We start from the raw sequence: 26,565 nt of genomic DNA, 5'->3' as shown, positions 1-26,565 counted from the left end.
ACCACGGAGTGGCCCTGGGCGGCGGGCGATCGGTCTCGTGGTCAACGGGCAGGGGTCGGGAAGGACTTGTCGCCGAAGAGGATCCGGCCCGCCGCGGCCCGGCCGACCGGCGTGCGGAGCAGTGTGAAAGCCGCTTGGGCCATGGCGGGTGTGCGCACCTGGGCCAGTCCTCTGCGCAGGGTCAGCCGGCTTCGGAATGCGGCACGCAGAGCGGCTCCGTCGTAGGTGGACAGCGTGTCCGGCCGCCCGATACGCAGTGCGTGGTCCAGGACTTCGGCCGCGAACTCCGACAGCCGCAGACAGGGATCGAGGCCGCCGGCGGTGAGCGGGGAGACCGCGCCGGCCGCGTCCCCCACCAGAAGGCCGACGGCGCAGCCGATCCGGCGCAGTACGCCCCCGACGGGAATCGGGCCGCCGCGCCGCTCCACCGCTTCCGGACGGTCCACGCCGGACACGCCGGGCGCTGACGCGCTGAACCGTCGCAGTGCTCCTCGGAGTCCGTCCGGGAAGCGGTCCGCATAGCCTGCGACGCCCACGTGCGCGTGCTGGCCGTCGTTGACCACCCACGCCAAGTAGCCAGGAGCGATCGAGGGGTCGAGCACGCAGTGGAAGGTCGGAGGCCCGTCGCGGCCCGCAAGCTCGAAGACCTCTTCGGCTCCGACCAGCAGGTGGTGGTTGCGGTCGAGGGCGAGGTCGCGGGCGACGCTGGAGCGGGCTCCGTCGGCACCGACGACGAAACGCGCTCGGACCGCCGTGGGCCCGTCGCGGCCGAGGAGGCGGAACGTGTCGCCCTGCCGTCCGGCGTAGCGCGTGCCCAGGGCGATCCGCACGCCGGCGGTCGTCGCGGTGGCTGCCGTCGCCGTGTAGAGAGGGGCCATGTCTCCTACGCGGTACTCGTCGCGGCTGCTGACCAGGGCGACGGGGCGGCGCAGGTCGGGTGGGTACAGGACGACCCGACGAATCGGTGGGCCGAGGTGCTCGGGCGGCAGCGGGAAGTCGTCGAGCGTCTTCCGTACGAAGATTCCCGTGGTGCGGACAGCGCCGGCGAGACTGGTGCGCCGGTCGACCAGGAGGACGTCGTGTCCCTGCCGTGCGAGGAGTGTGGCGGTGTGGAGGCCGGCCAGCCCGCCGCCGACGACGAGGACGTCGGTACGGGCGGTGGGCCCGAGCTGGTCGGTGCCGGTCGGTGTCGTCACAGGTGACGCCCCGCGGCCGTGGCCTCGTTCGCCAGGCTTTCGGGCTCCCAGCGCAGCAGGTCCCCGGGCTGGCAGTCCAGGACCTCGCAGAGCGCGGCCAGGGTGGTGAACCGGACCGCCTTGGCACGGCCGTTCTTGAGAACCGCCAGGTTGGCGGGGGTGATGCCGACGCGTTCGGCGAGTTCGCCCACGGACATCTTGCGCCTGGCCAGCATCACGTCGATGTCGACGACGATCGGCATCAGATCACCCCGGCCAGCTCGGCCTGCATCCGGGTCGCCTCGACCTCGCGGGCGACCGCCTGGGCGAGCAGCATCCGCAGCACGAGCACGATCAGGGCGACCGCGAAGACCGCCAAGGAGATACCGCCGAGCAGCAGGACGACGCCCGGGGCCACGGCCTCACCCGGCGCCAGAACGACGCCCAGCACGAAGACCAGGAGCGCCGCAGCGGTGAAAGCGCCGATCACGACATGCACGTACCGGAAGGCGCCGTCGGAGAACACGTTCCCGCGTCGCACCATGTTCACCAGCCGCCATACGCAGACCAGGACGGTCTGGGCCGTGCCGATGCCCAGGACCACGATCAGCAGGATCGGCACGCGCCGGTCGGCGAGCACACCGCCCTCCATGTCGTCGGCCAGCAGCGCGACCATCACGGTCTGCACGAACAGCGAACCGGCGAGCAGTGCCACGAGCACGGCGCGCAACGCCAGCACGGTGATCTTTCCCATCACTTCTCCTTCGATCGAAAGGCAATGGGAATCTATCGAGATTCGATAGGTGAGGCAAGGTGGCGGCCGGCGGCCGGGCCGCACGCGCACACGCGCAGTCACGTCAAACGGCGTTGTGGTGGCTGCCCGGCGTGTGGCCGAAGGTGCGGCGGAAGACGTCGATGAAGGTGCTGGCCGACGACCAGCCGCACTGGTGGGCCACGGAGGTGACGGGCGTCTTCTCGGAGAGCAGGACCAGCGCATGGTGCAACCGCATCTGTGTACGCCACTGCGTGAAGCTCATGCCCAGGTCGCGACGGAACATCCTGGACAGGGTCCGTTCGCTGGTGCCGACCCGTCGGCCCAGCTCGGCCAGGGAACGGCCGTCCGCCGGGTCCGAGCGCAGCATGTCGCACACCTCAGCCAGAAGCGGCATGGAAGGGGCAGGCAGGTGCAGCGGCTGCTGGGGAGCGAGCCGCAACTGGTCGAGCAGCACCGCCCGCAGCCGGAGCTGCTCGTCGCTGTGCCCTTCAGGGGCACTGGTGTGGGAGATGATCAGCTCCCGCAGCAGCGGGCTCACTCCCAGTACGGCGGGCTCGTCAAGAGCCAGTGGATTCTCGCGCGAGGGAACGCCCACCAGATGCAACTCAAGTTGCCCGTGGGCCTGGTGGGCGTGCACGGTTCCGGCGGGCACCCAGATCGCGCGCGTGGCCGGCGTCACCCACGTCCCCGCGACAGTGGTGACCGCGATGGTGCCCCGGCCGGCATAGATGATCTGGTGATCGTCGTGCCGGTGCGCGTCGATACAGGCGCCGGAGGCCAGGTGCTGGGTACGTGTCGGCGCCACCGGCGTGTGGCGGATTTCCTGCATAAGTTGGCACCTTACCGAAAGCGCGACAGCCGGACGGCCGCCAGCATGGGAGGGGTGCGTACCAGAACCTCCCTCACCCTCTTGTCCGTCGGACACGCCTGCGTCGACATCTACCAGGGCGCCGTGGCCTCTCTCGTGCCGTTCTTCGTGGCCGAGCGCGCCTACAGCTACGCCGTCGCCTCCGGGATCGTGCTGGCCGCGTCCTTGCTGTCGTCCGTCGCCCAGCCGGTCTTCGGGGCGCTCACTGATCGCTGGGCCATGCCCTGGCTCCTCCCGCTCAGCACCTTGCTGGGCGGCGTCGGCATCGCCCTGAGCGGGCTGAACGGTTCATACGGCATCACGCTGGTCTTCGTGGCCCTTTCGGGGATCGGCGTCGCCGCCTACCACCCTGAATCAGCCCGGGTCGCCCGACTCGCCAGCCGGGGCAGCCACACCGGCATGGCCTGGTTCTCCCTCGGCGGCAACGTCGGTTTCGCCCTCGCCCCCCTGATGGTCTGCGCCGTGATCGGCCCCCGGGGGCTGCAGGCCACCCCGCTGCTCGTCCTGCCCGCCCTGGCCGGCACGGCCCTGTGCCTGCCCGTCCTGCACACGCTCGGCCGGCGGAATGCCACGGGTACCGGCACCGGGACCACGACCGGGGACGACGACGTGAAGTCCTTCGTAATGCTCTCCCTGGCCGTAGTGTTCCGCTCGATCGTGTTCGTCGGCCTGAGCACGTTCATCGCGTTGTACGCCCAGCAGCGTCTGGGGGGAAGCTCCGCCGCCGGAACTGCGGCGCTCTTCGTTCTCTACCTCGGTGGGGCCATCGGCTCCGTCCTCGGCGGCCACCTGGCCGGCCGGTGGGACCGCGTCCGAGTGTGTCGCCGGTCCTACCTCATCTCGGTCATCGCCGTCGCCGGCGTCGTCTTCGCTCCCGGCCCGGCGCTCTACCTCTTCGTGGCCCTCACCTCGGCGGGCCTGTACGTCCCCTTCTCCCTCCAGGTCACTCTCGGGCAGGACTACCTCCCCTCCCGCGTCGGCACAGCCTCCGGCGTCACGCTCGGCCTGACGGTCAGCATCGGCGGACTGGCCGGTCCCGTACTCGGAGCCATCGCCGACTCCGCCTCCCTCAAGACCGCACTCGTCCCGCTCATCGTGATGCCGCTGCTCAGCTGGCTCCTCTTCCGAGGCCTGCTCGAGCCCGCCGTACACCGAGCCGTACAGCCTCGCAACGACGTAGACGCGCAGGTAACCACCACTTGAGACACGGAGCACCGACGCCAGGAAGGAGTCGCCCCGTACTGCGGGGGCTGCTGCCCGCCATCCGGTCCCTTCAGGCGACCCGGGGAAAGCTGCTCCACACGAACCGGCGCATCGGGTCGACAGCTTCGTGGCTACCGAGCCGGCCGACTGAGGGCTCAATGTTCCGGTGCGGTCGGCTTCGCGAGGGCTTTCGCGTGCTGGGCAGCGGTCAGTCGGCGTACGAAGAGAATGGCGAGCACCGCCGCCAGGACGTCGAATGCGGCACTGGCCATGACCAGCTCCGTCGCGTCACGGATCGCGTCGGGGTCCTGGGCCTTGTCATACGTGTTGGAGGCGTAGCGGTCGAAGGTCACGGTCCAAACCCAGGCACCCCACCAGGCGTTGAGGAGCCCGCGGTGCCGCAGTACTCGGCTGTAGGGCTCGGGCTGCGCGGCCCGCAGTATGTCGGCGGCGATGGTGCGCGGGATCCAGAGGTTCGCGATCGGGATGACCCAGCAGGCGATCGCCCAACCGGGAGTCTTGCTCTGGGTGTCGGGCGCGAACACCTCGGCGTTGTGGCGTACCCGGTGGAACCAGATGATGAAGACGACAGCGGTCGCCAATACGGCGGCGCCGTACAGCACGGCCGATCCGGCCATCGCGTAGTCGGCACGGTTCGCCTCGTCCTCACCGACGTCGACGATGCCGCCCGAGGTCACCTCGCCCATCAGCCCGCGCATGTTGAGCGAGGCAGCGACGATCAGCAGATCGGCCGCGATGACGACGGCGAGCAGCACGGTGACGGCGTGCGCGAGGCCGACGGGCGAACGCAGCACGCGGCGGGGCACGGGCGGTTGCGAACTGGGCACGGGTGTGGACGCATACGTCATGAAAGGCCTCTGAGCTGGAGGTGAGTGCGGCGCCTCTCCAAGGACGGCGCGGCAGGCGACCGTGTCTGGACGGTCGGCACCGGGACCTTATCCCATACGTGCAGCCGCCTCCGGCCGCTCCGGCGCCCCGCCCGGTGTGCGGCTGCCGGGCTGTCGCCGCCGCACACCAGCGGAGGGGGTGCGGCGACGGTCGGCTGATACTGCGTGGCGCCTACCGAGGGGTGTGCATAAGCTCCTTGAGTCGCATAGATGTTCGCATGTGTTGAGGGTAGGGGTGGGGATGTTCAAGTCCGAGGGAAAACGCAGATACGGCCTGTTCAAGGGGCGCCGCATGAACCGTGTGGGGGTCTTGGCGGCGGCAGGTCTGCTCGCCTCGGCGCCTCTCACCGCGGCGCACGCCGACGAGATCTCCGCGCCCTCCGTGCCGACGGAGCAGGGCATCGTTGGGGGCGGCGGCGTCGGTTGTGCCGCGGACGAGTCCGCTCCCGACACCATCGGCAGCCCACGGCCGCAATTGACCGCCCGTGTCCACGACGAGGCTGACGTCTCACCATCACCCGACCTCCGGGCCGACTTCACCGTCGACAGCCGCAACCCGGACGGTTCGTGGGCGCCGGTCGCCGACAGCCTGGTCCCCTCCACGGGGTTCGTGAGCGACGACATGCTCGTCACGACGGTTCTGTCGACGAGTCTCGCCCCGGGCACCGTCTACCGGATGTCGGCCGCGACCTGGGCCTACGCGACTGACCAGACCCAGTACACCGCCTCGGCCGCCACCGCGTTCTGCTACTTCACCGTGGACCCGACGGCGCCGCTCGCGCCGAAGATCAGCTATGGCGGCCCGTACAGCGAGTGCACCGCCAACTCCTGCGTAGCCGCAGGCGGAGCGGGGATCACGGGCACCTTTACGTTCACCCCTGCGGACGGGGACTCCCCGGTCGTCGGCTACCGCTTCAGGTTCAGGACCGACAGTACGTGGACGCACGTCACCGGCTCCTCGGTGACCATCACATTCGCCCCGCCCTACCGCACCTTCGAGGACCTGCAGGTGGCGGCCCGGGACACGCTGGGCCGATACGGGCCCAACACGATCACGTCCTTCATGGTCGCTTAGCGGTCCTGACAGAGGCGTTGGACGTGGCGGTGGCGGTGGGGTGTCCGATCACTGACGCGGAAGGCCGGATGACGGAGGAGTCAGGGCGGGTCGTCGCCGACGCCGAGCCCCGCCTGCGGACCATGAAACCGAGAACCTGAGAGCCGGAGCCGCCGACGTCGGCATGCCGCACGAGCCCATGGGTCGGCGGCGCCCGCCAGGATGGGCGGGGTGACCACCCCCACCGCAGACCTCTGGCATCACTACGGCCGCACCCGTCACGCCACCGACCGCGCCGTGCCCGACCGCTTCTCCTGGAGCTGGAGCTGGAGCTGGAGCCAGGACAGCGGACCCGGAGCCGCGGTCCTCGGCGCCAGGACCCCGGACGGAGAGGTGGCCGGCATGCGCCGCTGGGTGCTCCAGGAACAGGTGTGGCCAAACCCCTCGACGAGGCGGGCTTCACCCGATCAGCACGCAGACGCTGCCCGGCGGGACCGGACCGCGCGCCGCCGACGCACTCCTGGTGACCGCGTTCCCCACGGACCGGTCCGCCGCGTAGCGCCCCGGTGCGGGCACTGGCAGAACGGGCACGCCTGCTACGGCTCGCAGTAGCACGCGTGCGCGCGCACCCGGCCAGCCGTGCTTGATGTGGCGCATAGCCTTCACGTCTTCCCTGACCTGGCTTGTTCTCCCCTTTCTCGATCACCTTGCGTAGTGATGTGCTGACGCGTTGTCAGTGGCTCCTGTCAACATGGGTGGCTGTGCGGGGGAGTGGCTATGAGGGGGAGGCTTGTATGCCTTTAGTGCGGTCATACGTGCGCTCTGACGGGACATCGGTACGCAGCCATTGGCGGTGGGCTCCGGGCGCCAAACGGGAAACGATGATCTTCGGTGTGGTGGCGTTGGTCGTGGTGGGGCTGGGCAACGGCAACGTCTCGGCAGGGAGCGGGGAGACTCCGGGGCCGCGGACCACGGTCCAGTACCCGATCCGGTTCGACGACGCCCCCACGGCGCGGACGCCACAGCCTCGGCCCACGGTCCAGTACCCGATCCGGTGGGAACGGTGACCCGGCGGCGGCCGCCGGCGAAGCGGCGTACGAGGAGGCCCGGCCGGAGGAGGCAGCAGCGGGACGCACAGCTGGTCGTCTTCGCCGTGGTGGCGGCGGCCGGCATCGGGCTGGTGGTGATGGTGGTCAACTGGCTGCTGGCGCACTGGTGGGTGCTCGTCGTGGTCCTGGTGTTTGTGGTGCTGGCGGGCGCCGGCTGGTTCTACAACCGGCAGCAGCGAGCCCGGTGGGAGACGGTGCGGGCGCAGGGTCTGCGCTACGGCCTGCCGCAGCTGGACGCGCTGCACCACACGCGGTTCGAGGAGGCGATACGTGAGCTGATGCGGCGGGACGGCTGCCGGGATGCCCAGCGGGTCGGCGGGCGCGGTGACCTGGGCGCGGACGTGAAGGCCACGGACCCGTTCGGGCGGCGGTGGGTGATCCAGTGCAAGCACCGCCGCGACGGCGCCCAGGGCTCGGCGGTGGGAACGCCGGACCTGCAGGTGCTCAACGGGACGGCCCGTCAGGTGCACGGCGCAGACGTCGCCGTGATCGTCACGAACGGCCGGGTAACCGGACCCGCGGTGACGTTCGCCAAGCAGCAGCGGCTGCACGTCGTCGACCGCCAGACGCTGGCCGTATGGGCGGCGGGTTCGCGTCCGCTGTGGGAGCTGCTGCGGGCGGTGCCGCCTCCGCGTCGCCCGTCGTCCTTGAGCTGAGAGCGCGGTTGCCCCTTGTCGGGGGTCGAGACTGGCTACTCCAGCTCGTGGAGGACCACGGGCACCGGCTTACCGACCGCTGGCGCGTGACCACGGGTGCCCACCTGGTCGCCCGGGTCCGCTCCGGTGCGTAGTGCAAAGACGGCCTCCTGGTCGCACGTCCTGGGAGAATCGCCGCATGACCGACCAACGCTACGCCACCGCCGAATCCGACCGGCCATTTGCCGAGCCGGCACGACTCGACCTGGCCGATCCCAACACCCTGCGGCAGCTGTGGGATCTCCAGCAGGCCTCCTATGCGGTCGAAGCCCGAATCATCGGCTTCGACGGCCTCCCGCCCCTGCTCGAATCCCTCGAGCAGTTGCGCGCATGTGATGAGTCCTTCCTGGGGGTGCGCGACGAGTCGAAGCTGGTCGGAGCAGTCGGCTGGACCCGCTTGCCGAGCGGCGCTCTGGACATCTGCCGACTCGTGGTCCATCCCGTCGCACATCGCCGCGGCGTCGCAACCGTGCTTCTCGACGCCTTGGACGCGATCGAGCCCGCGGAACTGACCACCGTCTCCACCGGGACAGCCAACCTGCCCGCACTCACGCTGTATCGCCGACGCGGATTCACGCCCGTCGGCGAGCAACAGATCGCACCCGGCGTCACGATCACACTGCTGGAACGCAACGCCTCAGCACCTCAGTCCATCCGCAACCTTTGATGCGCGCTCGCCACCGGAAAGATGCCTGCTCGTGCACTACAGCTTGAGAGGTCACATGCCCCATCCGCGTCCGCGCTTGCGCATACGGAACCTCCCACCCCGCCCGCCGATTCGGCAACGACCGTCAACGTCCCACCCCGCGCCTGCAACATGGCCGCGCAGAGCGCTCCGCTCCGTCCGCACCTGGTATTAGTGCGCCGACTGGAGCAAACACACCGCTGTCATCGCGGCCGCTGTCGCCGCCCTGGGTCTTGGGGTGACTGCGTGGGGCACGCTCATGTCTGCCAGTGTCGCAGAGGACCAGCTCAAGGAGTCAAAGGAGCAGCGCACAGAGCGTTCCAAGGAGCAGGCAGGCCGGGTCAGCTGGAACGTTGCCATTTTTTTGCCGTAGGTGTCCGAAAGGTAGATCATCGACACATACACGGACGAAAGGTCTGGAGCAGGTGGGCGTCGCGCCCGGCGCAGTTTGGTGCGGTGCCCGCAAGGACGCGGAGGTGATCGGACTCTGCGCCGGTGAGCGGCAGGGCGCCGGTGATCGCGGCAAGGACGGCGCCCGAGAGGCGCGGCACCCTGCCCCGCTCGAGGCGGCCGCACCCCTACTGCGGTCGCATCAGGTGCAAGTCCTCACCCCATGCGTCCAGCACCGCGCCGTGCCCCGCCCGCCGGGCCGCTGCCTCGACCTCGGCGAAGAGGCGACGCTGGGTTGATACATCACCTGTTGCCGAGATGCTGTCCGCGGCGTCGAGTAGCTCGGCGCTGTCCCAGCCGGGCAGTGGAAACCGGGCAAGCTCCCATTCCAAGTACTTGTTGAAGGGGCGGGGCCGACGGTCGAGAGCGAAAAGCAGCTCGAACAGGAATCGGATGCTGTCGGCGGCATCGAGCCTGCATGCAAACGCATGGCCGTCCCGGGCGTTTTTGACCGAGCGGTAGAGGGAGTTGGAGTAGGCATCGAGCCATTTGTCCGCTTCTTGGAAGGCTTCGTCGGTGTCGAGCAGTGCCTTACCAGCGAGGATCCGGGCGATGCCGCCGTCGAGCCGGTCGAGTACGACCTCGCCCCGGGCGAGTGCGTAGCGATCGAAGCCTGGGATTCCAGCGGTGCCGCGGAACTCGTGCAGGCCGACGATCACGAGGTCGAGTTCCGTGGTGCGGTGACCGGCGAACCGTGAGAGGTTCGTCTCCCTGTCATCGTCGAGAACGACATACAGGTCATGGTCGGAGTGCTCGGTGGTCATGCCCTGATGGGCCCGAGAGCCTTTCAGGACGAGCCCGACGACAGCCGGGTCGGCGGTCGCGAGTTCAACGAACGCGTCGTAGGTGAGGGCCTTCTGAGCAGTCATGGTCGCGCTCCGGGTGCGGTGATGAGGGGAATGCCAGCCACGCGGTCCCCGAACGCATCGGGCCGCTCACCGTCTGCGGCGGGACTCAGCCGCCGCCCGGAAGATCAACGCACATGCAGACACTACCGGCCGGCAAGCCGACGTGTCTCGACATCGGCAGCCTCGAGGCGCCGCGAGCTCACAAGGCGGTCCTGAACCCCACAAGATCAACGTGCAGTCCGGCTCACGGGGCCCATCCGTGAAGGGAGTTCGGAGATCCGTTCCACGTACGGTCTGCCGGAGCACTGAGGTTCACTCTACGCACGGCTCCAGGCCCGCGTCGCGAGCCAGGAGCGCCGCTTGGACCCGGTTGTCGCAGTCGAGCTTGGTCAGGATGCGGCTGACGTAGGTCTTCACCGTCGCCTCGCTCATATGCAGGCGGGCGCCGGCGTCCGCGTTGGACAGTCCTTCGCCGAGCAGGGCCAGCACTTGGCGTTCGCGATCGGTCAGCCCGGCCAGGCGGCGGCGCGCCTCCTCGCCGCGCACGGTGGCGGCGGGGGAGGCGAGGGTGTCCACCACGTGGCGGGTGGCGGCCGGGGACAAGTAGGCGTCGCCGGCCGCCGCCGAGCGGACTGCGTGGATCAGCTCTTGCGGGGCGGTGTCCTTCAGCAGGAAGCCCGCGCTGCCGTGACCGACCGCCCGCAGGACGTTGTCGCGTTCCCCGAACGTCGTCAGCATCAGTACCCGTACGCCCGGCGCGGCACGGCCCAGTTCGGCCAGCGCGGTCAGCCCGTCCATCACGGGCATCTGGATGTCCAGCAGGGCCACGTCGACCGCGGTGCTCCGGGCGGTGTCCACCGCCTCCCGGCCGTCCCGTGCCTCGGCGACGACCTCGATGTCCTCGGCGGAGGTGAGGATCATTCTGATGCCTGCTCTGATGAGCGGCTCGTCGTCGGCGATGAGGACCCGGATCATGCGGTCTCCTGCGCGGGATTGGTTGTGACAGGCGGACAACAGGCCAGCTCATCATGCCCGATCCGGCCGGGAGCGCGGTCACAGACCTCCGGTCAGGGGCTGTACGTGTAGGACACCTTGGAGGCGAGCTTCCCGTCGCGGAAGCAGAATCGGTAGACGATGTCCTTGTCGTCGTCCACGAAGTGTTCGCAGGCCGCGTCGTCGGGCAGCGGAGGCCCCTGCTTCTCCACACCCTCGGTGAGCAATGAGCCGCCTTCGGGGAACTTCCCGCGCAGGTCCGCTTCGGCCTCGCCGACTCGGGCCGACTCGTACACGCTCGCCGGTATGACCCCCTTCTCCACCTCGTCGATCAGTTTCGACACCCCCCACACCAAAAGGGCGCCGACGCCCACGGCGAGGACCACGGCGGTGGCGGCGCATCCCAGGGCGGCGTTCTTCTTTCTGCTCATGATGGTGGTGAACTCCTTGTGCGGTACATCGCGTTCGAGGACGCCCCCACCATCGCTCGCCGAGGCCCCGCCGATCTGCCCTCGGAAGTCGTCGTCCGCAGCGACCGAAGTCGCGCCGTCCGAAGAGGGCTGCCGTTCGCCGCCGGCGTACGGCAGCACACCGGCGAGACGGAAGCCCCCGCCGGGGATGAGGCCGGTGTGCACCATGCCGCCGACGAGTCGGGCGCGCTCCCGCAGGCCCGTCAGTCCCTGTCCGCCGCTGATCGCGGGGGGTGCGGCCGGAGCCCCGGCCGGTACTGGGCCGTTTGCCACCTCGACTACGAGGCTGTCCGGTTCGTAGCGCAGTGCGACCGTGATCGGGGCGCCCGGCGCGTGCTTGTGTGCATTGGTCAGCCCCTCCTGCGCGATGCGGTACGCCGCTCGGTCGACAGCGGGGCTGAGGGGCCGCTGGGTGCCGGAGCGCTGCAGTTCCACTGTCGTGCCCGCAGTCCGCGAGGAGGCGACCAGCTCGTCGACGGAGGCCGGGGCGCGGTTCGAGAGGGACCCGGCTCCCTCCGGACCGGGCCCGGACGTCTCCGAGTCGTTCCGCAGGATGCCCACGGCTTCGCGCAGCTCCCGCATCGCCGATCTGGATGCCTCTCGGAGGACGCCCACAGCTTCCCGTTGGCGGCTGTTGAGCTCTGGGTCCACCTCCAGCGCCCCGGTGTGCACGGCGATCAGGGCAAGCTGGTGGCCAAGGCTGTCGTGCATGTCCTGGGCGATGCGCTGCCGCTCCAGCAGCCGGGCCTGGCGCGCCACCATTGCCTGCTCGCGCACCAGTTGGGTGTTGTGTCGCCGCAGGGCGTCCAGCAGGGCGTGCCGCTGGGCGCGGTACCGGGCGGCGAAACCGGGCGTCACCGCCAGGACCAGGAATGGAGCCCCGGCCAGTACGACGGTCGCCGGAGCCGACAGTCCGAGGTCTTCATCCGGTGCGGTGGCCACGCCGACGGCAAGGTGGAGGACGAAACCTGCCGTGAAGGCTGCCAGTGCTCGCGCCGGACGGTCGATACGGCTGCCGGCGGACCAGCCGGCGCAGACCAGCAGGGCGAGCGTACCGAGAAAGGTGCCTGCCAGGGCCGACGCGGCCAGCAGTACCGAGGCCGGCAGGGCACGACGGGCCAGGGACAGTGCGGCGACGAACAGAGCCAGTGCCCCGCCCTGCACCAGGGAGCCGGTCTCTGTCGTGCCGAGGATGCCCGCGATCCCGGAGAGTACGGGGGTGAGTACGGCCTCGCCGACGATCCGCCGTCGGGGCCATGGGGAGGCGACGGCGAGACGGAGGCGGAACGACGGTCCGGTGCGGGGAGTTTCTGCAGCATCCACGTGCAGACGATAGAAGGCCGCCCCGGGACGCCCGCATCCTCCCTTCGGTGCGGTTCCGCGCGACGAAAGTGGACCCCGCGCCCCTGGGAGTCCCGTTCCCTTTGGTCGTTAAGGGTGACGACTTACGGAGACTGTCGCAGGGCGGGCGGCCCGGTGACGATGGCTCCGCCGGACGTACACAGCGGCAGCGTAGGGAACGACGGCTTCGGGAGCGGAACAGTGGACAGTGCGGGTTGACTGGCGGCCTTGCTCCGGGGGACGAGGGCGGTCCAGTGGACGGCGAGTATGAGCCATCCTCGTCCGCGGACTCAGTGGTTGTCAGCGGTTCACGTCGAGTCAGGTTCGCGGCGGGGTTCGCAGCGTGTCGTCCAGCAGGCCGCCGGTGCACGGCAGTTGCGGAAGCCCTGGAATCCAACGCGAGTCGATGATCATTGCTCCCGCCGTCACCCTTTTGGTTCGGCCCGGTCGATGTCCCAGCTCGCTCCCGGGCTGGTGTCGTACAACGGCTGCTCAGGCGGGACGTTTCCCGCGGAGAGGGGCCAGACCACCCCCTGGAACTTGCCTGCCTCCGCGTAGCCGAGGAAGCTGTGGCGGGCGGACTCGCCCTTCACTGCGGCCTTGCCGTCCGGCGTGATCATCAGCCACTCCAGCTTCGTGGGCACGACTTTCAGGCGTCCGTCCTGCGTGGGAACGCTCGGTACGGCGGTCCTCGCCGGCACGGTGGAACCTGCGGACGGGTACTTGCCGGCCACAGTGAAGGCGCTGCCGTCGACAGTGCCGAGTCCGGTCAGCAGCCCGGCCCTGGGGTCGTGGGCAACGGCCATGGTCTGTCCGTTGTCAGAGCCGTTGTCGTCGTCCGCTGCCTCCACCTTGATCGTTCTCGTTCCGGCATGGTTGAAGCGGTGCCCGGCTTCGCAGGCACCGTCTGTCGCGCTGGAGGTGGACATCTGCCCGTTGTCCCAGGTGACCTTGCACGTGTGGGTGTCGTTGGAGCCGGGATCGGTGAACGTCGCCCGGACCGACGCCTCGTTCTTCACCCGGTGCACCGACCAGTCCTCCGGGCCAGTCACTTTGATCACGGGGGCGACGTTCTTCACGGTGACCTGCGCACTGTCGCTGACGGGAGGGTTCACGCCGTCGTCAGCGGTCAGTGTGACGGTGAACGTGCCGTCGTCGGTGCAGGAACCCGGTGTCCGCGCTCGACGTGTCCGTGAAGGCGCAGGTGGTTCCCGCGTCCGCATCGTCGCCCGCGGTGTAGGACCACTCGGTTTCCGGACGGCCGCCGTCGTCGGAGGCCCGTCGGGCCGTACCTGTGAGCCCTCGTCCCCGGCGGTGTCAGGTCCGGCGTGGATCATCGGGGATGCGTCGTCAGGGTCGCCGTTCACGGGAGGGATGGTGGGCAATCGGTCCCCGGTGAAGCCCCAGTTGCATTCGTGGTCCAGGACCTTGCTCGGGTCGAGCACCTCCTCCCACGGGATGTTCGGGTGCTCGGCCTCCAGATCCCACGTGGGGCCGCCTGTCTGCCCCGGTATGGCGTACAGCAGATGGCAGGCCAGTTGCTTGAGCATCGACTCGTTCTGGTCTGCGGTGATGCCCGGGGGCAGCGGTGTGCGTTTCCAGGAGCTCGTCCCATCGCGTCCAACAGGGACACGTACCAGGTCGTCTCCTCCATGATCTCGGGGGCGTAGCCGGTCTTCACCGTGTGGGTGCGATAGGGGAAACCGGGCAGCAGGCACTCGTCCGTCAGTGTCGCGACGCGGGTCCTCGTGTTCTCCGTCCAGGTGACTTTGGGGGTCAGCCCGTCCCCACAACGGTCCAGAACCCGAAAGGAGTTCACTCCGGGACCGGGCTTGCCGTTGTGGTGGTAGTAGTGCAGCCCCGAGTTGAACTCCGCCTTCGCCAGGAACTGACCGTCCTCATTGCGCACGACATCGGACGAAGTTGCCGCGTGCGCCGATGGGCCAGGCCGGCGGGTAACGCCAGCAGTCCTGATGCCACGCAAAGCGTGACCAGTGTCCGCAGTGTTCGTCTTTGCGTCGGCATGAACTTCCCTTTGGAATGAGGTGACCCGTGGATCGAAGCGTTCGGCCACTGAAGCCGCCACCCCCGCGCCGCCGAGGGAGAGGCCTTCACCGGATACGCCCACTCGGAGTGAGCGCTTCGCGCCTCGGCAACTCGACGCGCTGGGCGGACGGCCAGTGGCTGGCCAACGCCACACGGGAGTCGTGCTGGAAGGGCTGCGTCGCGAACCGGGCGGGGCCGCCCTTGCCCGCCCATCGACCAGGTGACCGGGCCGTGGACGACACATACGTCGGTCATTGCCTGTCCGTGTGCTCGCGGTCGGTGACATCCACGGAAGTCGGACTGCGGCCTCCCGGTTCTGGGCTTGGGCCAGCAACAAGTTCCGGCCCGGGCAGCAGTAGGTGCGCTCCGCGTCACCGGCGTGGAACCGCCGCTGCGGCCGTAGCGGTGGCGGACGGGTTCAGCGCGCGGAGGTCCGGCGCGGCAGCGTTTGTCCACGTAGTGAGACAAAGCCCAAAGGCTTGATAGTTAACCTGGCAACAGTTAGCGTGCTAACTATGAATGGATCGAGCAGAGAGAGCACGCTGGAGCTGATGCGGTGGGTCGTGTGGGGGCAGCGGCGCGTCGCTGAAGAGTGGATACGGGAACGCGGTCTCACGCACGAGCAGAGTGCCGTGTTGGCATACCTCTCGAAGAACCCGGACGCCATTCAGCGTGACGTCGCGCGGGCCATGCGCACCAGTGCGCCGAGCGTCTCGCGACTCCTCGCCGGACTCGAGCGGCGCGGACTCGTGGAGCGTCAGGCGCAGGAGAGTGACACACGCAGCCGCCGGGTGCGTGTCACTCCGGCGGGCTCCGGGCTGATCCAAGGATTCGAAGAGGCCATGGACGGCGTCGAGGAGTCGATCCTCGCGCCGCTCGGTGCCGCGGAGCGGGCACGGCTCCATGAATTGCTGGAAGAGCTCGTGTCCCGGATCGAGTCACCCAGCTCTCCCTGACCCGGTCCACTGCTCCGTACAGCGGCTGGGGCTCGCGGGCAGGTGTCGTCGCCCAGTCGTTCTGCGTGGCTTCTGTGGCTACGAGCTGGGGTTTCTCAGTTTTGTGGGTGGTCTTCCTGGTGGGCGGGGTCCTCGGCGTGCGGGGATGAGCGCGGAAGTAGCTGTCTGACCTGCGCTTATGCGCTGTGTGCAGGTTGATCGAGCGTAGTGCAGTTTTCCTGGGTCGCTATTTGAGGTGCCATTGGGGTGGCGCGGGATGCTCTGCGGTGTGGTGGCTAGAACCCCGGTCCTGGGTCGCCGCTGGCCTTTTGGCATTCCGTGGCAGCGTCGAGCCATTCACGTGCTGGTTCGATGGCCTGCTCGCGTTCAATGCCGGAGTCCACTTTTCCGTCAGCGGGGCGGGCTTCGTCGGCGATGTCGCGTGCCCGCTGGCACGGATCTGATGAGGGTCCGGACAGCTCAGAGAGACCGCCGATGACGCTGAACGACAGGGCGATGACCGCCGCCCCGGCCATCATCAGGCCCGCGCTCCGGTCCTGTATGAGGCGCGGGAAGTGGCGCTGCCAGCGGAAGTACGGGATGCGGTCCCGGCTGTTCACAGTGCTCCCTATTGGGTGGCAGGCGCCTTGAGGTATGGATCCTGCCGAAAGTACCTGCTCACTCGGGCGTCAGGAGGCGTCGGGGTTGGTGAGGTCGTCTCGGGTGAGGGTGACGCGGGTGGCTTTGCCGGCTTTGCTGGCGGTGGTGGTGGGTGGCAGAACGCGGACGTGGATGAAGTAGACGCGGACGCCGGAGAGTTCGGTGTATGGGGGCCAGGCTCCGGGGGTGCCGTCGGTCGGCAACTCGAGGAGCTTGTCGCTGATGTTGTAGATGACGAGGTAGGCCGTGTGTTGCCCGTAATCGTGGGCGTACTTGACGACCTGGTGCATGCCTTTGACGAGGTAGCTCTTGCCGCGGCTTTTGCCGTCGAAGATCTTGCCGTCGCAGACGAGGGGGTCGCGGCCGTCGAGGTCGCCGATGAGGTCGGCTTCGCCGGAGGCTGAGCGGGGCTTGGCGTGGGTGATGTGGTCGCCTTCGAGGAAGAGGAAGCGCTGCAGGTCGAGGTTGTAGACCTCCTCGCCGTTGGCGCGGTCGGCTTCGAAGCGGGTGTACAGCTCTTCGCGGTCGAACCATTCGATGCGGGTGCGGTAGCGCTCGAGGGTGTGAAGGATGCTGCTTTCGGCGCCGACGCGTTCGCTGAGGAAGTCGAACAGGGGCTGCAGGACGTCCTCGGCGAACTCCCGCCAGCTGTCCTGGAGGCTGCTCTTGGGGCTGTAGTCGCTCGCGACGCGCCAGCCGGCTTCTGGGTCCTCTGCTTCCGCCTTGGCGATGTCCTGCATCAGCTCCCAGACGAGCGAGGCCCGCCCTTCCTCGGTCCGGCTTGGCCAGAAGAACCGCCCGCTACGGGACAAGCCGGTCTGGAACTTCTCCCGGTCCAGGTCCGGCTCCTTCCGGGCTGCCTCTTCGAGGAGTCCTCTGAGGGCTGGCTGATTCTTGATCCAGGTGACGGCGAGGTGGACTTCGTGGCCGGCGCTGGAGAAGGGCGTGGTCATGAGTTTGCGCAGGCGTTCGCGCACGGCGACCTGGAGGCGCTGCTGGTACTTCACCGGAAGAGGCCTTTCAGAGCTTGGGAGATCTGTTGCTGGACGACGTCGCCCGCGTTCTGCGCGCTGCCGGTCTCGTCGACCAGCCAGATCTGGGCGTAGCAGCAGGGACAGATCACGGCTGTCTGAGCTACGACCTCCGAGTAGCGGATCCACATCAGGTAGCGGCAGCTGGGGCAGGCCGTCTCGAGGTCCGCGCTGAGGAACTGCGTCGCGAGGGATTCGCCCATGAAGGCATTGTTCCGCACGGGTCTGACAGTGCCGCTGTTGTCGGTTCTGCCCGGGCGGATCGACGGTGGAGAGTGCCGAGGGTGCCTGGCTACGGAGTGGGGTTGTCGTCGAGCCAGGTGGTGGGGATGAGTTTGTCGCCGTTGCGCCAGTTGTAGCGGATGGAGTCCTGGTACCAGTCGTGGGGCAGGTCCGCGTGGTCGCTGACGATCATCTGGAAGTTCGGGGACAGGTCCCTGACGACCTGGTGCATGAGTTCGAAGAGGCGGGTGACGGTCACGCGGTCTTCGTCCAGGGTGATGTCCTCCAGGCGTCCGCGCTGTTTGGCCATGTCGGAGGGGTAGTAGGGCTGGGTGGGTTGGTCGAGCATGAGGAAGCGGGGTACGGGCCGGCTGTTGGTGACGAAGTACTGGTGGAGGGCGAGATGCGTGGCCACGTGGTAGCCGACGTGGTTCTTGCCGCTGCCGATGCGGAGCAGTTCGGTGATGCCTTCGTCGGTGTCGGCGACGACGGTGAGATTTTTGAGGTCCAGACGGACCAGGCGGTCGCCGTGTTCGAGTCTCAGGGTTCGGGCGTGGCTGGTCATCTTGCCGCTGAGGTAGCTGAGGCCGTGGGTGAGTCTGTCGTCGAGGGTCTCGGTGTCGAGCTGCTCTTCGAGGCCTTGGACGAGCCGCTGGGCGACGGCGACGTCTGACTCCAGGCGCTGGAGGTGTCCGCTGTCGGAGGCGGCGCTGATCTGGCCCAGGTAGGCGCTGATCCTGCCGCGGGTGTAGGCCTGGGCTTCGGCCTGTCCAAGGAGACCGGCCTGCTGGTTGCGCTGCTCGGCGATGATGCTCAGGGCGCCTTCGATGCCGCGGAGATGTTCGCGTAGACGCGTCGCCGTCTGCTCGATCTCGCGGAGGGCCTGCTCACGGCGGGGCTGGACGGTTTGGACGCTGTCGAGCTGCCCTCGGAGGTCTGCGAGGGTGGTGTGCATATCGGCGACGGTGGGGTCGGGCTCGGTGAGCTCGTTTCCGCACAGAGGGCAGCTGTGTTCGCCGGAAAAGTGGTCGGGTACGAGGCTGAGCGCCGACAGACGTGACATGCCGCGGGCGACGGCGCCGGTGTAGCCGGCGGCCTGTGTCTCCAGGTCGTTTAGGAGTTGGCGTTCTTCTGCGAGGGAGCGCAGCTGCCGTCGGAGAGCGGATGACTGTTCGGTGAGGAGGAGTTCCTGCCGCCGCTGTTCCTCGTCTGCGTTGTCGGGGGTGGGCCGGAAGGAGGCAGCCTGTTGCAGGGCCTCGATGACGGCTGCTCTGTCGGAGGTGTCGACGCTGTTGTCGGGGAGCAGGCCGTGGACGCGGGCTTCGCTGAGAAGGGACTCAAGGCGGGCCTCGATGCCTTGGTTTGCTTCCTGGGCGGCTTTGAGGTCGTTCTCGGCACGGCGGAGGGCTCGTTTGGCTTGGGTGAGCTGCTGCTGGAGCGTGGCCTGGTCTTCGGGGACCGCACCGAGGAAGTAGGGGATCGTGGCCTTGAGGCTCTCGGGGATGCCGCGCTCGTTCTGCCGGTGGAACAGGGCGCGTTTGGAAGCGACTTCGTCCTGGTTCTGGAGACAGAGCAGGACGGCGTGGCCGAGGTTGGCGCTGAGCGGGGAGAGCAGGCTTCCCGGCGCTGGTTCGCTGCGGGTATCTCCGATGCCGATCCGGCGTCCGAGCTGCTGGCGCAGCTGTGTGGAGTCGGTGTTGACGCGGAGGTCGGGCAGTTCCGGGATACCGAGGTCGTTGCCGACTTCGAGCATGGCGTTGGTGACGGATTTGGCGCCGGGGCGAGGCGCCGGCCGTGCGGCGAGGATGCGTGTGTCGGGCAGTTGCAGGATGACTGCATACCACGCGACGGTGTTGAAGATCGGGCTGATCGGGAGCGTGGCCTCGTCCCTGCCGAGGCAGAAGTCGACGATGTCGAGCAGCGCGCTCTTGCCTGTCTGGGAGGTGCCGGTGACGATGTTGAGCTCACCGAGCCGGAAGTCCAGGACGCGCTTTTCGCCGCTCTTGCTGTAGAGGATGATCGACCGGATCTGCACCGGCTCAGGGTCTCACGCCCAGCAGCGCAAAGATGGTGGAAGGGTTGTCGGACTTGGCAGTCCAGCGGCCTATCAACGATGCGGCCTTGATCAGATCGGCAAGTTCGCCCTCGATGCGGGACGTCGACGGAATCCTGCCCCTGAGGGACCCCTGCTCGATGGTGAGCATCTGATGGCGCAGCCCGAAGCGCAGGCCTTCCCGTACGGAGGGCGCGAGTGAGGTGCTGCGCGCGGCAAGGCCTGCGACGAGTGCCGGGTGGTCCGTCACCCAGTTCGTGAGATGGGTGCGCGTCGAGGTGGGCAGCGCTTGCCGCGTGGGCCGGTGCAGGACCAGCGGGGCCACGACGAAGGCCATCGGCCACGGCATCAGCCTGCCGGAGGCCTCCCGCTCATAATCGCGTGCCGCAGTGGCGGCGACGGCCGCGACGAGAGCAGGGTTGAGGAAGGCGGCGCTGGCTTGCGGCCGCTGTGTCCAGCTAGGCACGGGCGGCCCTGATCAGATTCTTCACCCGTGCCTCGAAGTCGGGGTGCCATCCGACCCGTCCGCGGTCGGCCAGCTCGTGGTGCTTGCCCCGAGAGAAGAACGCCTCGTCGTACGCTTCACGGATTCGGTACCGGGTCTGGTCCAGGGTTTTGCGTAGCAGCGCCTTGCCGGCCTGTTCCTGCTCCCGGTCGGTGGCATCTTCACCCAGGTCGTCAAGCATCCAGTCGAACTCCCGCTGCCACTCGTCGGCGAGGTTGTCCTCGAACCGTGCCAGCTCGTCGAGGTCCACCAGGTCGTCTTCGAGCCAGGCCACGGTCTGGGTGTAGGCGCGGTAGTAGTCCACCATCGCCTTGTTCAACTGGCGGCCGGCGCCCACCCAGCGCAACTGGTGGACGAAGCAGGCATCGGCCAGCTCGGTCTCGGCCTCCTGCGGAAAGTCCTCACGGTCCACCAGGGTGGGCAGTCTGTCGGAGGTGTAGTCGTCGCGGATGCGGCTGATGCGCTGCATCAGCCGGGTCACGGAGACGCTGGTGTGCCGCTTCTGCAGCATGTCCACGGTCTGCTCGTACCACCACGCCCACAGCTGCCGCATGAAGGAGTCGGCGTGCCCGTCGGGGAGCGCGGCCCTGAGCTTCACCCGTACCTGCGCGTCGAGGTCGTCAATGGACGGCGAACCGTCGATGACCCTCATCCGCTGTACGAAGACGGCACGCTGCGCCGGCTGAAGTGCCAGAAAAGCTGCTCGTGCGTCCTTCGTTCCCCTGGCCTCCGACTCCTGCGCGGCGGCGATGAGTAGGTCAAGGGCCTGTGCGGGTGCGGGATTGGGCGCCTTGAGCGCGGCCATAGCCGTGCCCGGCCTGGCCTCCTGCGTGGTGACCAGGGTCAGCATGGGGCCGTACTCGTCGCCAGGGGCGTGGGTGTCCATCCAGGACTGGATAGTCCGCCACACGTCATCGTCCTTGTCTCCGAGCGACCGCACACTGCGGATGTGGTGCTTGACCTGCAGGAGTTCCAAGGGCCGACCGTCTTCTTCCCACGCGACATCGTCGTGGAGCTCCAGGCTGATCGCCCCGTCCGGGCGATCCTCTTGTCCCCGTAGCAGCTCAAGGAGGGCGAGCTGCGCCTGGAAGATATAGCCCAGGGCTGACGCAGATGCCTCATGCGCGGAGGACGCCATGCCCACAGTCTCCCGATTCTGATGTTGCCCGTCCAGGACATCACAATAATCGAACACAAGTATGACGGCGGCGATGTTGTCGGCTCTATCCCGGGTGGATGCCCATAGTGGGGAGGAGATGCATGCTGGGGATGCGGGCCTGGCTTGGCCAGTCGCGGCGTTGACCTGGATCCATGAGGTGATCCGTGGCGGGTAGGGCGGCCGGTGCAGTGGCAGGACTGGGCTTGGTGGTACATGCAGTGCCAGTGGTAGGGCCAGGGTGGGTTCACCAGGGGCGATGGTTTCCAGCTTCGGGCGGTGGGAGGCAGGGCACCACTGCGCTCCGCGCGCACCAACTCTCACACATGGGCAGGCATCGGGCAGTGGGCAGGATCTGCACCGTCACAAAATTCTCGGGCGCAGGGGCACGTCGTCGGTGCCGCAGGGGTAGTGCAGGTGAGAGTAGCCGCTCCACATCCGCGCTACCGCGGCGTCGCTGGCAATCGGCTCAAGACCGACCGCAGTGAGCTCCGTCGGTCTGATCTCCGAGGCCCGTTTGTGACGTGAATTCGTGCACTCGCGCTGGAATAGCGGCTGGTAGGAGCGCTTCAGCAGATCCAGCCGGGACATGGCGGCCGGGGTGAGCCAGGGCCGGCTAAGCGCGTCCACCACGTCGCGACGGAGTGCAGTTTCCGCTGCTGCGAGCCTGCGTTCCCAGTTCGGATGGTGCCGTAGGGGGTGCAGTCGTTGCCGGTAGCGCTGGATGATGTTGGCGACGCGGATAGTCTCGGGGAACGTGATCGGTTCCCTGGCCGCCACAGCCCATAGCTCACTGTCGATTCCGGCAGGCGTGAGCCGGCGGGCCCGCTCCCGCCACACAGCGTCGCTGGTCCGGTGTTCCAGCCACCAGTACTTCACCGCTGTGTAGGCACAGTTGACCGGTGAATCCGATGCGTAGCGCCAGTAGGCGGAATAGGATCCGCGGCTGGGCCGATAATGCCGGAACGCGGCGAAGACTTCAGGGGCGTTGCTGACGTCGGCGTGCTGGAAGTCGAGGACGGTACCGTCGGCGCTCTGCGGGCCGAGCATCCACCGGCGGTGTTTGGGGCACAGCAGGCTGAAGTATGTGCCGTAGGCGGTGACTTTGCTGCCGGCCTGACGGCCGGCGACACACCTGGAGCAGCGCGCCGATGGAAGGTGGGAGGGAATCCGGAACGTGGCGTGCCGGGGCCCTTTGCGCTGCGGCCGCTCTCCCTCCCGCCACGTGGGCAGTGCCTCGGTGAGCTTTTCATGAGGTATGCCGCACATGGTGACGATCGCCCACTTAGGCAGTTTCGTTTGGATCACCGGGCGGACCAGAGGAAGATGCCCGCGATGTGGAGTCCGGCCAGGTAGATGGTGGCGGTCTTTTCGTAGCGGGTGGCGATACCACGCCACTGCTTCAGGCGGTTGATGCACCGCTCGACGGTGTTGCGCTGCTTGTAGGTCTCGCGGTCGAAGGCCGGTGGCCTGCCGCCCCGGCTGCCCCGACGTAGCCGGTGTGCGCGCTGGTCTGCGGGGACGGGGATCACTGCCCGGATGCCGCGCTTGCGCAGGTGCTCGCGGATCGCGCGGGAGGAGTACGCCTTGTCGGCCAGGACCAGGTCCGGCCTGGTGCGGGGTCGTCCTCGTCGGCGGGGAACGCGCAGGCGGGCCATGACGTCGGTGAACGCGGGTGCGTCACCGGCCTGGCCTGCGGTGAGAACGAACGCCAGGGGCCGGCAGCGGGCGTCGGCAGCGAGGTGGATCTTCGTGGTCAGTCCGCCGCGGGACCGGCCGATGGCATGGTCGGTCGGCTCGCCGGCCGGGGCCCCCTTTTGCGGGCTCCGGCCGCGTGCTGGTGGGCCCGCACGATGGTGGAGTCGACCGAGACGGCCCAGTTGAGGTCCTCGTCCGCGTCTGCCTGGGCGACCAGGGCGGTGAAGACTCGCTCCCAGGTGCCGTCGACGGCCCACATCCGCAGCCGGTTGTAGACCCCTCGCCAGTTGCCGTACTTCTCCGGCAGGTGAACCCACTGCGTGCCGGTCTGGAACTTGTAGGCGATCGCGTCGATCACCTCTCGATGGTCTCGCCAGCGACCACCTCGCCTCGGCGTCCGGTCCGGGAGCAACGGCTCAATCCGCGCCCACTGCGCATCAGTCAACGGCACACCCGAACCAACGACCGACTGATCCAAACGAAACTGCCTAGCTCCGGCCGACAGCGAGACTTCCCGGGTCTGTCCGGTGCGTGGGACAGCTGAGTGCTCAACACCCAAGGACTTCAGCAAGAGAGCCGGTTTGAGCCGATGGGCCTCGGCCAGCCGAGTGAGAAAGGACCAGGTCGTCTCGCCCCGGAAGGGACAGATGCGCACCACGCTCGGGGAAGGCGATATGTCCTCGGAGAGGATCACGTGAGCTCCTTCGAAGGGATGTGCGTACCGTTGAGGGCGCTGCGGACTGTGGCCTAGGGCTGGGGCACCCTCTCGCTCGCTGAGCGGCGGACGCGCCGCTTAGGTAGCGGGTGCGTGTGACCGTATCGGCCCACGCCGGTCTGCCCGGTGGCGATACTGCCCTGGCAGTCTTGTCTGCCAGGCAGCCGCCCGTGCTGCGGGCCGGGTGACCGAGCGCCCACTGATCCAGCACACCAGGAGCCTTGTGAATCCGATGGCATCCACTGCCGAGCCGTCCGCCCAACCGTTGCCGGCTGCGCTGAGCAGGCTCAGGCTCACCCACACCCACCACGCGGACGCGTTCGAAGATGGGCACGGCGCACCGGACCTCTGGTACGTGTCCGCTGACATTTGGAACCGGGAAAGCGGGGCGACTGTCGAGCATGTCGCCAGCTTCGAGTTCGCTCGTGTCGAGCCGTTCGAGACAGACGACCTGCTCGGCGTTCTTGACGGGCACAGTGCCTCCCTCAGCGCGATGGCCCGAGCCGTGATCGACCCGGCAACCGACGACCTGCGCGACGACCTCGACAAGTTCACCGAGCCGATCGAGCCAGCGCTGCTGTTCCTCACCCGTGCCCAAGTGCAGCCCTTCTGGCAGAAGCACGGCCTGGGCCCTGTCCTGGCAGCGCGGGCGATCCGCACCCTCAGGCCGGGCTGCCGGGGCATCGCCTACCACCCCGCCTCCTTCACCGCCAGCCCCGACGATCCGGACGACGAGGAAGGCCAGCCCGTGGCTATCACTGCACGTCTCAAGGCGTGGGAACGGATCGGGTTTAGGCACTACCGCAACGGAGTCTTCGTCCTCAACCTCGGCACCACCGCCCTGGACGACTTCCTCAAGGCCGCGTCTAACCAGCCGGCAAACGCCCCGCAGGTCCGCGAGGCTCACTACCCGAGCGGACGCGGAACCACCTGACGACGCGGCTCCCGAGTTGTCCAGCAACGTCGGACAGCCAACGCTCACAAGGCCACTGCCGGTCTGGCCTGGCAGAGGACTGGTGATCGAAGCCTCAATACGAGCAATAACCAGGAGAGCGGCGGAGCGGACCTGCGCGCCCTTCGGCGGCGCGAGCACCGGCCGCAGCAGCGGCATAGTGATCCGCCACAGGTGCGGAAAACAGTCCTGCTGCTGCCTAGGAGGGGGAGCTGACATGTCCCGTGCCCTCGGGGGTCCGCACGGGAAGAGAGGCTGGCCCGCACGGTGCGGGGTCATCGGCGCATCCATGGAGAACGCTCGTTCTGGCATTGCTCAAGGCGGTGCGAATAGGCGGACCACAACACCGAATGAGCCCCCTTGGCGGGGCGGCCCTCATAGCCCAGGACTTGCAGTTCCGGCACGTCCAGATCGCGTGGCACCCGCTGGTGGATCGGATGACGGCACGGTCGGCGGCCACCGCTCATACCGGGGCTGAGGAAGATGATGTTGCTGCTCCGTATCAGATAGCGGCGGGTCAGCCACGGTCGGGCACATCGCGCCAGCACGCTGTCCTCGAACAACCTCTGTCGCGCTCTGGGATCTTCCCCGGGCAGTGTGGGTTCGCCGTAGTGGTGCCGGATCAGCAGACGCGTTAGGTTCACCGTCTCGGGGTACATGAGCACCGCCTGCGCCAGGATTCTCCACATCTCCGCGTTCACGGGGCCGTGAGCCAAAGATTGGGCGCGCGCCCGCCACACAGCATCCGAGCTGCCGTGATCGAGCCACCAGTACCCGACTGCCGAGTAGGCCCGGCTGAATGCCCGTGCCACCGCGTCGCCCGGGTGCCGACGCAGCAGCCGACGGTACGCCCGGCTGGCGGCGGCTACCTCCGCCAACGCCCGCACATCAGCGTGGGCGTAGGGCACCGGCTGCCCTGCCAGAGTGTGTTTTCCCAGCGACCACACCCCGTGTGCGCGGCACAGGAGGTGGTGAAACGGCAGGTACAGGGCAGGCCGAAGGCCGTGCACGCGGGCCGCGAGACATCGTGGGCAGCCCTGGGCGGTCAGCCGGAACGGCACGCGCATAGCCGTGGCTGCGGACTCCTCCGACCACCGCGTATTAGGTGGTGTGTGCGTCCAAGCGGGCAGCAGTCGCCGCAGACGCTGCTGGGGGATCCCTGTCAACGAAGCGACCGTCGCCTGTGCGCCGGGCGACAGGTAGATCTCGCCTTCGGCCTGGAGCCGTGCCCTGTACCCCACCCGGATGCCCAGTTGAGCGAGCAACTCCGGCAACTCCCAGTGATGCGCTGCCGCCAGGCGTGTCAGGTAGGACAGTGTGGACTCCCAGCGGACCGGTGCCAAGGCGGCGGCACTGGCTCGCAGGGTGCGACCGTGCGCCCCGGGCTGGGACACCAGTCGGACACAGGCCGGAGCGCCTGCTGCGTGGCGGGGCGGGTAATTGTTCACAGGATTCCCGTCTCCGAGGAGCTGTGGGGAAGACGCTGGCTGGCTGCCGCACCAGCGGGTGCAGGCGTGGCCTTGGATCGAGCTCTCCTCACGACGCACAGCGTTGCGGGGCCGAGCGCGCCTGGGGTGATCCACGGACGTCTGGGCGCGCCCCATGCCAGGTAGATGCGTGTGATGCGCGGCAGGTAGCCGTCGGGCGACCGCAGGGCGGGAAGCCGGTCGTGCGGCACCTGCGGCAGCCCGGGGAAGACGGCCAGCCTGGCCATAGCTGGGCCGTTGACGAGCACTTCGCTTCCCGGGGCGTGGTTGCCCCAGCGCACGCTGCCCAGTTCGGGAAAGCGCTGCCCCATCACGGCGCGGAGTAGGTCAGTGCAGGCCTGACCGTAGCTGCGCCGCGAGGCGGTCATCTCGCCTTGCAGCGGCATGGCCTGCATGACGCCGACCGGCGGTGGCGGCAACGACATCAGGCTTCACCTCCCGATTCTTTGCGACGACAGCGACACGCAGCCGCCTGGCGACAGCCCCGCCCGCCGTGCAGCGTTTCCGCCTTAGGCCAGGCGGGCTGGCGCT

General features: G+C 68.3%; 26 protein-coding genes and 1 pseudogene. 6 read left to right on the top strand and 21 right to left on the bottom strand.

All coding sequences use genetic code 11. The features are described 5' to 3' along the window. Nucleotides 1-41: 41 nt before the first annotated feature. From D1J63_RS00215 to D1J63_RS00200, 4 genes are all read right to left on the bottom strand, one after another. The gene (locus D1J63_RS00215; protein WP_125627184.1) at nucleotides 42-1,196 is read right to left on the bottom strand and encodes an NAD(P)/FAD-dependent oxidoreductase; all 1,155 of its coding nucleotides are present in this window, start codon (nucleotides 1,194-1,196) and stop codon (nucleotides 42-44) included. Beyond that, nucleotides 1,193-1,438, bottom strand: a complete 246-nt coding sequence (locus D1J63_RS00210; protein WP_102930112.1) for a helix-turn-helix transcriptional regulator — start codon at nucleotides 1,436-1,438, stop codon at nucleotides 1,193-1,195. The genes D1J63_RS00215 and D1J63_RS00210 overlap by 4 nt, the downstream gene beginning before the upstream one ends. Next, complete coding sequence (locus tag D1J63_RS00205; protein WP_125627183.1) at nucleotides 1,438-1,929, bottom strand: DUF2975 domain-containing protein; 492 nt, start codon at nucleotides 1,927-1,929, stop codon at nucleotides 1,438-1,440. Before D1J63_RS00205 ends, D1J63_RS00210 begins: the two co-directional genes overlap by 1 nt. 103 nt (nucleotides 1,930-2,032) lie before the next feature. Then, a complete protein-coding gene (locus D1J63_RS00200) occupies nucleotides 2,033-2,779 on the bottom strand; it encodes a helix-turn-helix transcriptional regulator (protein WP_125627182.1) in 747 nt (248 codons plus the stop codon). A gap of 54 nt (nucleotides 2,780-2,833) precedes the next feature. Here D1J63_RS00200 and D1J63_RS00195 point away from each other — a divergent pair, with 54 nt between their 5' ends. Continuing rightward, complete coding sequence (locus D1J63_RS00195; RefSeq protein WP_125627181.1) at nucleotides 2,834-4,021, top strand: MFS transporter; 1,188 nt, start codon at nucleotides 2,834-2,836, stop codon at nucleotides 4,019-4,021. Nucleotides 4,022-4,176: 155 nt separating this feature from the next. Here the strand turns inward: D1J63_RS00195 and D1J63_RS00190 are convergent, their stop codons facing one another. Then, complete coding sequence (locus D1J63_RS00190; RefSeq protein ID WP_240798602.1) at nucleotides 4,177-4,848, bottom strand: DUF4328 domain-containing protein; 672 nt, start codon at nucleotides 4,846-4,848, stop codon at nucleotides 4,177-4,179. A 373-nt stretch (nucleotides 4,849-5,221) separates the two neighbouring features. On the opposite strand from D1J63_RS00190, the gene D1J63_RS00185 reads away from it, so the two are divergent. Further along, nucleotides 5,222-6,004 (top strand): hypothetical protein, encoded by a 783-nt coding sequence (locus tag D1J63_RS00185; RefSeq protein ID WP_125627179.1) that lies wholly within the window; start codon nucleotides 5,222-5,224, stop codon nucleotides 6,002-6,004. 257 nt (nucleotides 6,005-6,261) lie between these two features. Here the strand turns inward: D1J63_RS00185 and D1J63_RS37515 are convergent, their stop codons facing one another. Continuing rightward, a complete protein-coding gene (locus D1J63_RS37515; protein ID WP_276323108.1) occupies nucleotides 6,262-6,387 on the bottom strand; it encodes a hypothetical protein in 126 nt (41 codons plus the stop codon). Nucleotides 6,388-7,046: 659 nt separating this feature from the next. On the opposite strand from D1J63_RS37515, the gene D1J63_RS00170 reads away from it, so the two are divergent. Further along, nucleotides 7,047-7,748: a restriction endonuclease gene (locus tag D1J63_RS00170; protein WP_125627177.1), complete on the top strand. Its 702-nt coding sequence runs from the start codon at nucleotides 7,047-7,049 to the stop codon at nucleotides 7,746-7,748. A 178-nt stretch (nucleotides 7,749-7,926) separates the two neighbouring features. Then, nucleotides 7,927-8,454, top strand: coding sequence for a GNAT family N-acetyltransferase (locus D1J63_RS00165; RefSeq protein ID WP_125627176.1), 528 nt, complete (start codon nucleotides 7,927-7,929; stop codon nucleotides 8,452-8,454). 464 nt (nucleotides 8,455-8,918) lie between these two features. On the opposite strand, the pseudogene D1J63_RS37000 reads toward D1J63_RS00165, so the two are convergent. The 5 genes and pseudogenes from D1J63_RS37000 to D1J63_RS00140 all read right to left on the bottom strand — a co-directional run. Then, nucleotides 8,919-9,041: pseudogene (locus D1J63_RS37000) on the bottom strand (transcriptional regulator); the annotation flags it as partial. Between the two features lie 9 nt (nucleotides 9,042-9,050). Beyond that, the gene (locus D1J63_RS00155) at nucleotides 9,051-9,791 is read right to left on the bottom strand and encodes a hypothetical protein (protein WP_125627175.1); all 741 of its coding nucleotides are present in this window, start codon (nucleotides 9,789-9,791) and stop codon (nucleotides 9,051-9,053) included. 291 nt (nucleotides 9,792-10,082) lie between these two features. Next, nucleotides 10,083-10,745, bottom strand: coding sequence for a response regulator transcription factor (locus tag D1J63_RS00150; protein WP_125627174.1), 663 nt, complete (start codon nucleotides 10,743-10,745; stop codon nucleotides 10,083-10,085). Between the two features lie 92 nt (nucleotides 10,746-10,837). Further along, the gene (locus D1J63_RS00145; RefSeq protein ID WP_125627173.1) at nucleotides 10,838-12,556 is read right to left on the bottom strand and encodes a histidine kinase; all 1,719 of its coding nucleotides are present in this window, start codon (nucleotides 12,554-12,556) and stop codon (nucleotides 10,838-10,840) included. Nucleotides 12,557-12,999: 443 nt separating this feature from the next. Continuing rightward, complete coding sequence (locus tag D1J63_RS00140; RefSeq protein WP_125627172.1) at nucleotides 13,000-13,635, bottom strand: PKD domain-containing protein; 636 nt, start codon at nucleotides 13,633-13,635, stop codon at nucleotides 13,000-13,002. A gap of 1,500 nt (nucleotides 13,636-15,135) precedes the next feature. Between D1J63_RS00140 and D1J63_RS00135 the strand changes: the two genes are divergently transcribed. Beyond that, on the top strand, nucleotides 15,136-15,576 hold the full coding sequence (locus tag D1J63_RS00135; RefSeq protein WP_125627171.1) for a MarR family transcriptional regulator: 441 nt from the start codon (nucleotides 15,136-15,138) through the stop codon (nucleotides 15,574-15,576). Nucleotides 15,577-15,851: 275 nt separating this feature from the next. Here D1J63_RS00135 and D1J63_RS00130 read toward each other — a convergent pair whose 3' ends face one another. The 8 genes from D1J63_RS00130 to D1J63_RS00095 form a co-directional block, all read right to left on the bottom strand. Continuing rightward, nucleotides 15,852-16,175: a hypothetical protein gene (locus D1J63_RS00130; RefSeq protein WP_125627170.1), complete on the bottom strand. Its 324-nt coding sequence runs from the start codon at nucleotides 16,173-16,175 to the stop codon at nucleotides 15,852-15,854. A gap of 69 nt (nucleotides 16,176-16,244) precedes the next feature. Beyond that, a complete protein-coding gene (locus D1J63_RS00125; protein ID WP_125627169.1) occupies nucleotides 16,245-17,222 on the bottom strand; it encodes a hypothetical protein in 978 nt (325 codons plus the stop codon). Then, nucleotides 17,219-17,467 carry a hypothetical protein gene (locus D1J63_RS00120; protein WP_125627168.1) on the bottom strand — a complete coding sequence of 83 codons (249 nt, stop codon included), beginning with the start codon at nucleotides 17,465-17,467 and terminating at the stop codon, nucleotides 17,219-17,221. Before D1J63_RS00120 ends, D1J63_RS00125 begins: the two co-directional genes overlap by 4 nt. Nucleotides 17,468-17,538: 71 nt before the next feature. Beyond that, nucleotides 17,539-19,503: a DUF3732 domain-containing protein gene (locus D1J63_RS00115; protein ID WP_125627167.1), complete on the bottom strand. Its 1,965-nt coding sequence runs from the start codon at nucleotides 19,501-19,503 to the stop codon at nucleotides 17,539-17,541. A gap of 4 nt (nucleotides 19,504-19,507) precedes the next feature. Continuing rightward, entirely contained in the window at nucleotides 19,508-19,987 is a 480-nt protein-coding gene (locus D1J63_RS00110) for a three component ABC system middle component (RefSeq protein ID WP_125627166.1), read from the bottom strand. Beyond that, a complete protein-coding gene (locus D1J63_RS00105) occupies nucleotides 19,980-21,002 on the bottom strand; it encodes an ABC-three component system protein (protein ID WP_241235488.1) in 1,023 nt (340 codons plus the stop codon). Before D1J63_RS00105 ends, D1J63_RS00110 begins: the two co-directional genes overlap by 8 nt. 543 nt (nucleotides 21,003-21,545) lie before the next feature. Beyond that, entirely contained in the window at nucleotides 21,546-22,490 is a 945-nt protein-coding gene (locus D1J63_RS00100; RefSeq protein WP_125627164.1) for a hypothetical protein, read from the bottom strand. Continuing rightward, nucleotides 22,487-23,358 (bottom strand): IS5 family transposase gene (locus tag D1J63_RS00095; RefSeq protein WP_241235487.1). Its coding sequence is split into 2 segments (ribosomal slippage): nucleotides 22,487-22,998 and nucleotides 22,998-23,358, totalling 873 coding nucleotides; the frame shifts between segments, so codons are not numbered across the junction. The genes D1J63_RS00100 and D1J63_RS00095 overlap by 4 nt, the downstream gene beginning before the upstream one ends. 469 nt (nucleotides 23,359-23,827) lie before the next feature. Between D1J63_RS00095 and D1J63_RS00090 the strand changes: the two genes are divergently transcribed. After that, nucleotides 23,828-24,529, top strand: coding sequence for a hypothetical protein (locus tag D1J63_RS00090; RefSeq protein WP_125627163.1), 702 nt, complete (start codon nucleotides 23,828-23,830; stop codon nucleotides 24,527-24,529). A gap of 293 nt (nucleotides 24,530-24,822) precedes the next feature. On the opposite strand, the gene D1J63_RS36995 is transcribed toward D1J63_RS00090, so the two are convergent. Together D1J63_RS36995 and D1J63_RS36625 are read right to left on the bottom strand one after the other, a co-directional pair. Next, entirely contained in the window at nucleotides 24,823-25,248 is a 426-nt protein-coding gene (locus D1J63_RS36995; protein ID WP_241235486.1) for a hypothetical protein, read from the bottom strand. A 743-nt stretch (nucleotides 25,249-25,991) separates the two neighbouring features. Further along, nucleotides 25,992-26,459: a hypothetical protein gene (locus D1J63_RS36625; RefSeq protein WP_164712661.1), complete on the bottom strand. Its 468-nt coding sequence runs from the start codon at nucleotides 26,457-26,459 to the stop codon at nucleotides 25,992-25,994. Nucleotides 26,460-26,565: the final 106 nt, after the last annotated feature.

The sequence above is a fragment of the Streptomyces sp. KPB2 genome, assembly GCF_003950055.1.
Classification (GTDB): Bacteria; Actinomycetota; Actinomycetes; order Streptomycetales; family Streptomycetaceae; genus Streptomyces; species Streptomyces salinarius.
Note: the sequence above shows the minus strand (reverse complement) of the source record. Positions and strands in the feature narration are given on the sequence as shown.

Bases quoted from the DNA above. Each gene is read 5' to 3' on its own strand.
- D1J63_RS00210 (WP_102930112.1), bottom strand. From the start codon at position 1,438: ATGCCGATCGTCGTCGACATCGACGTGATGCTGGCCAGGCGCAAGATG.
- D1J63_RS00205 (WP_125627183.1), bottom strand. From the start codon at position 1,929: ATGGGAAAGATCACCGTGCTGGCGTTGCGCGCCGTGCTCGTGGCACTG.
- D1J63_RS00200 (WP_125627182.1), bottom strand. From the start codon at position 2,779: ATGCAGGAAATCCGCCACACGCCGGTGGCGCCGACACGTACCCAGCAC.
- D1J63_RS00185 (WP_125627179.1), top strand. From the start codon at position 5,222: ATGAACCGTGTGGGGGTCTTGGCGGCGGCAGGTCTGCTCGCCTCGGCG.
- D1J63_RS37515 (WP_276323108.1), bottom strand. From the start codon at position 6,387: ATGCCGGCCACCTCTCCGTCCGGGGTCCTGGCGCCGAGGACCGCGGCT.
- D1J63_RS00165 (WP_125627176.1), top strand. From the start codon at position 7,927: ATGACCGACCAACGCTACGCCACCGCCGAATCCGACCGGCCATTTGCC.
- D1J63_RS00155 (WP_125627175.1), bottom strand. From the start codon at position 9,791: ATGACTGCTCAGAAGGCCCTCACCTACGACGCGTTCGTTGAACTCGCG.
- D1J63_RS00150 (WP_125627174.1), bottom strand. From the start codon at position 10,745: ATGATCCGGGTCCTCATCGCCGACGACGAGCCGCTCATCAGAGCAGGC.
- D1J63_RS00135 (WP_125627171.1), top strand. From the start codon at position 15,136: ATGAATGGATCGAGCAGAGAGAGCACGCTGGAGCTGATGCGGTGGGTC.
- D1J63_RS00090 (WP_125627163.1), top strand. From the start codon at position 23,828: ATGGCATCCACTGCCGAGCCGTCCGCCCAACCGTTGCCGGCTGCGCTG.
- D1J63_RS36625 (WP_164712661.1), bottom strand. From the start codon at position 26,459: ATGTCGTTGCCGCCACCGCCGGTCGGCGTCATGCAGGCCATGCCGCTG.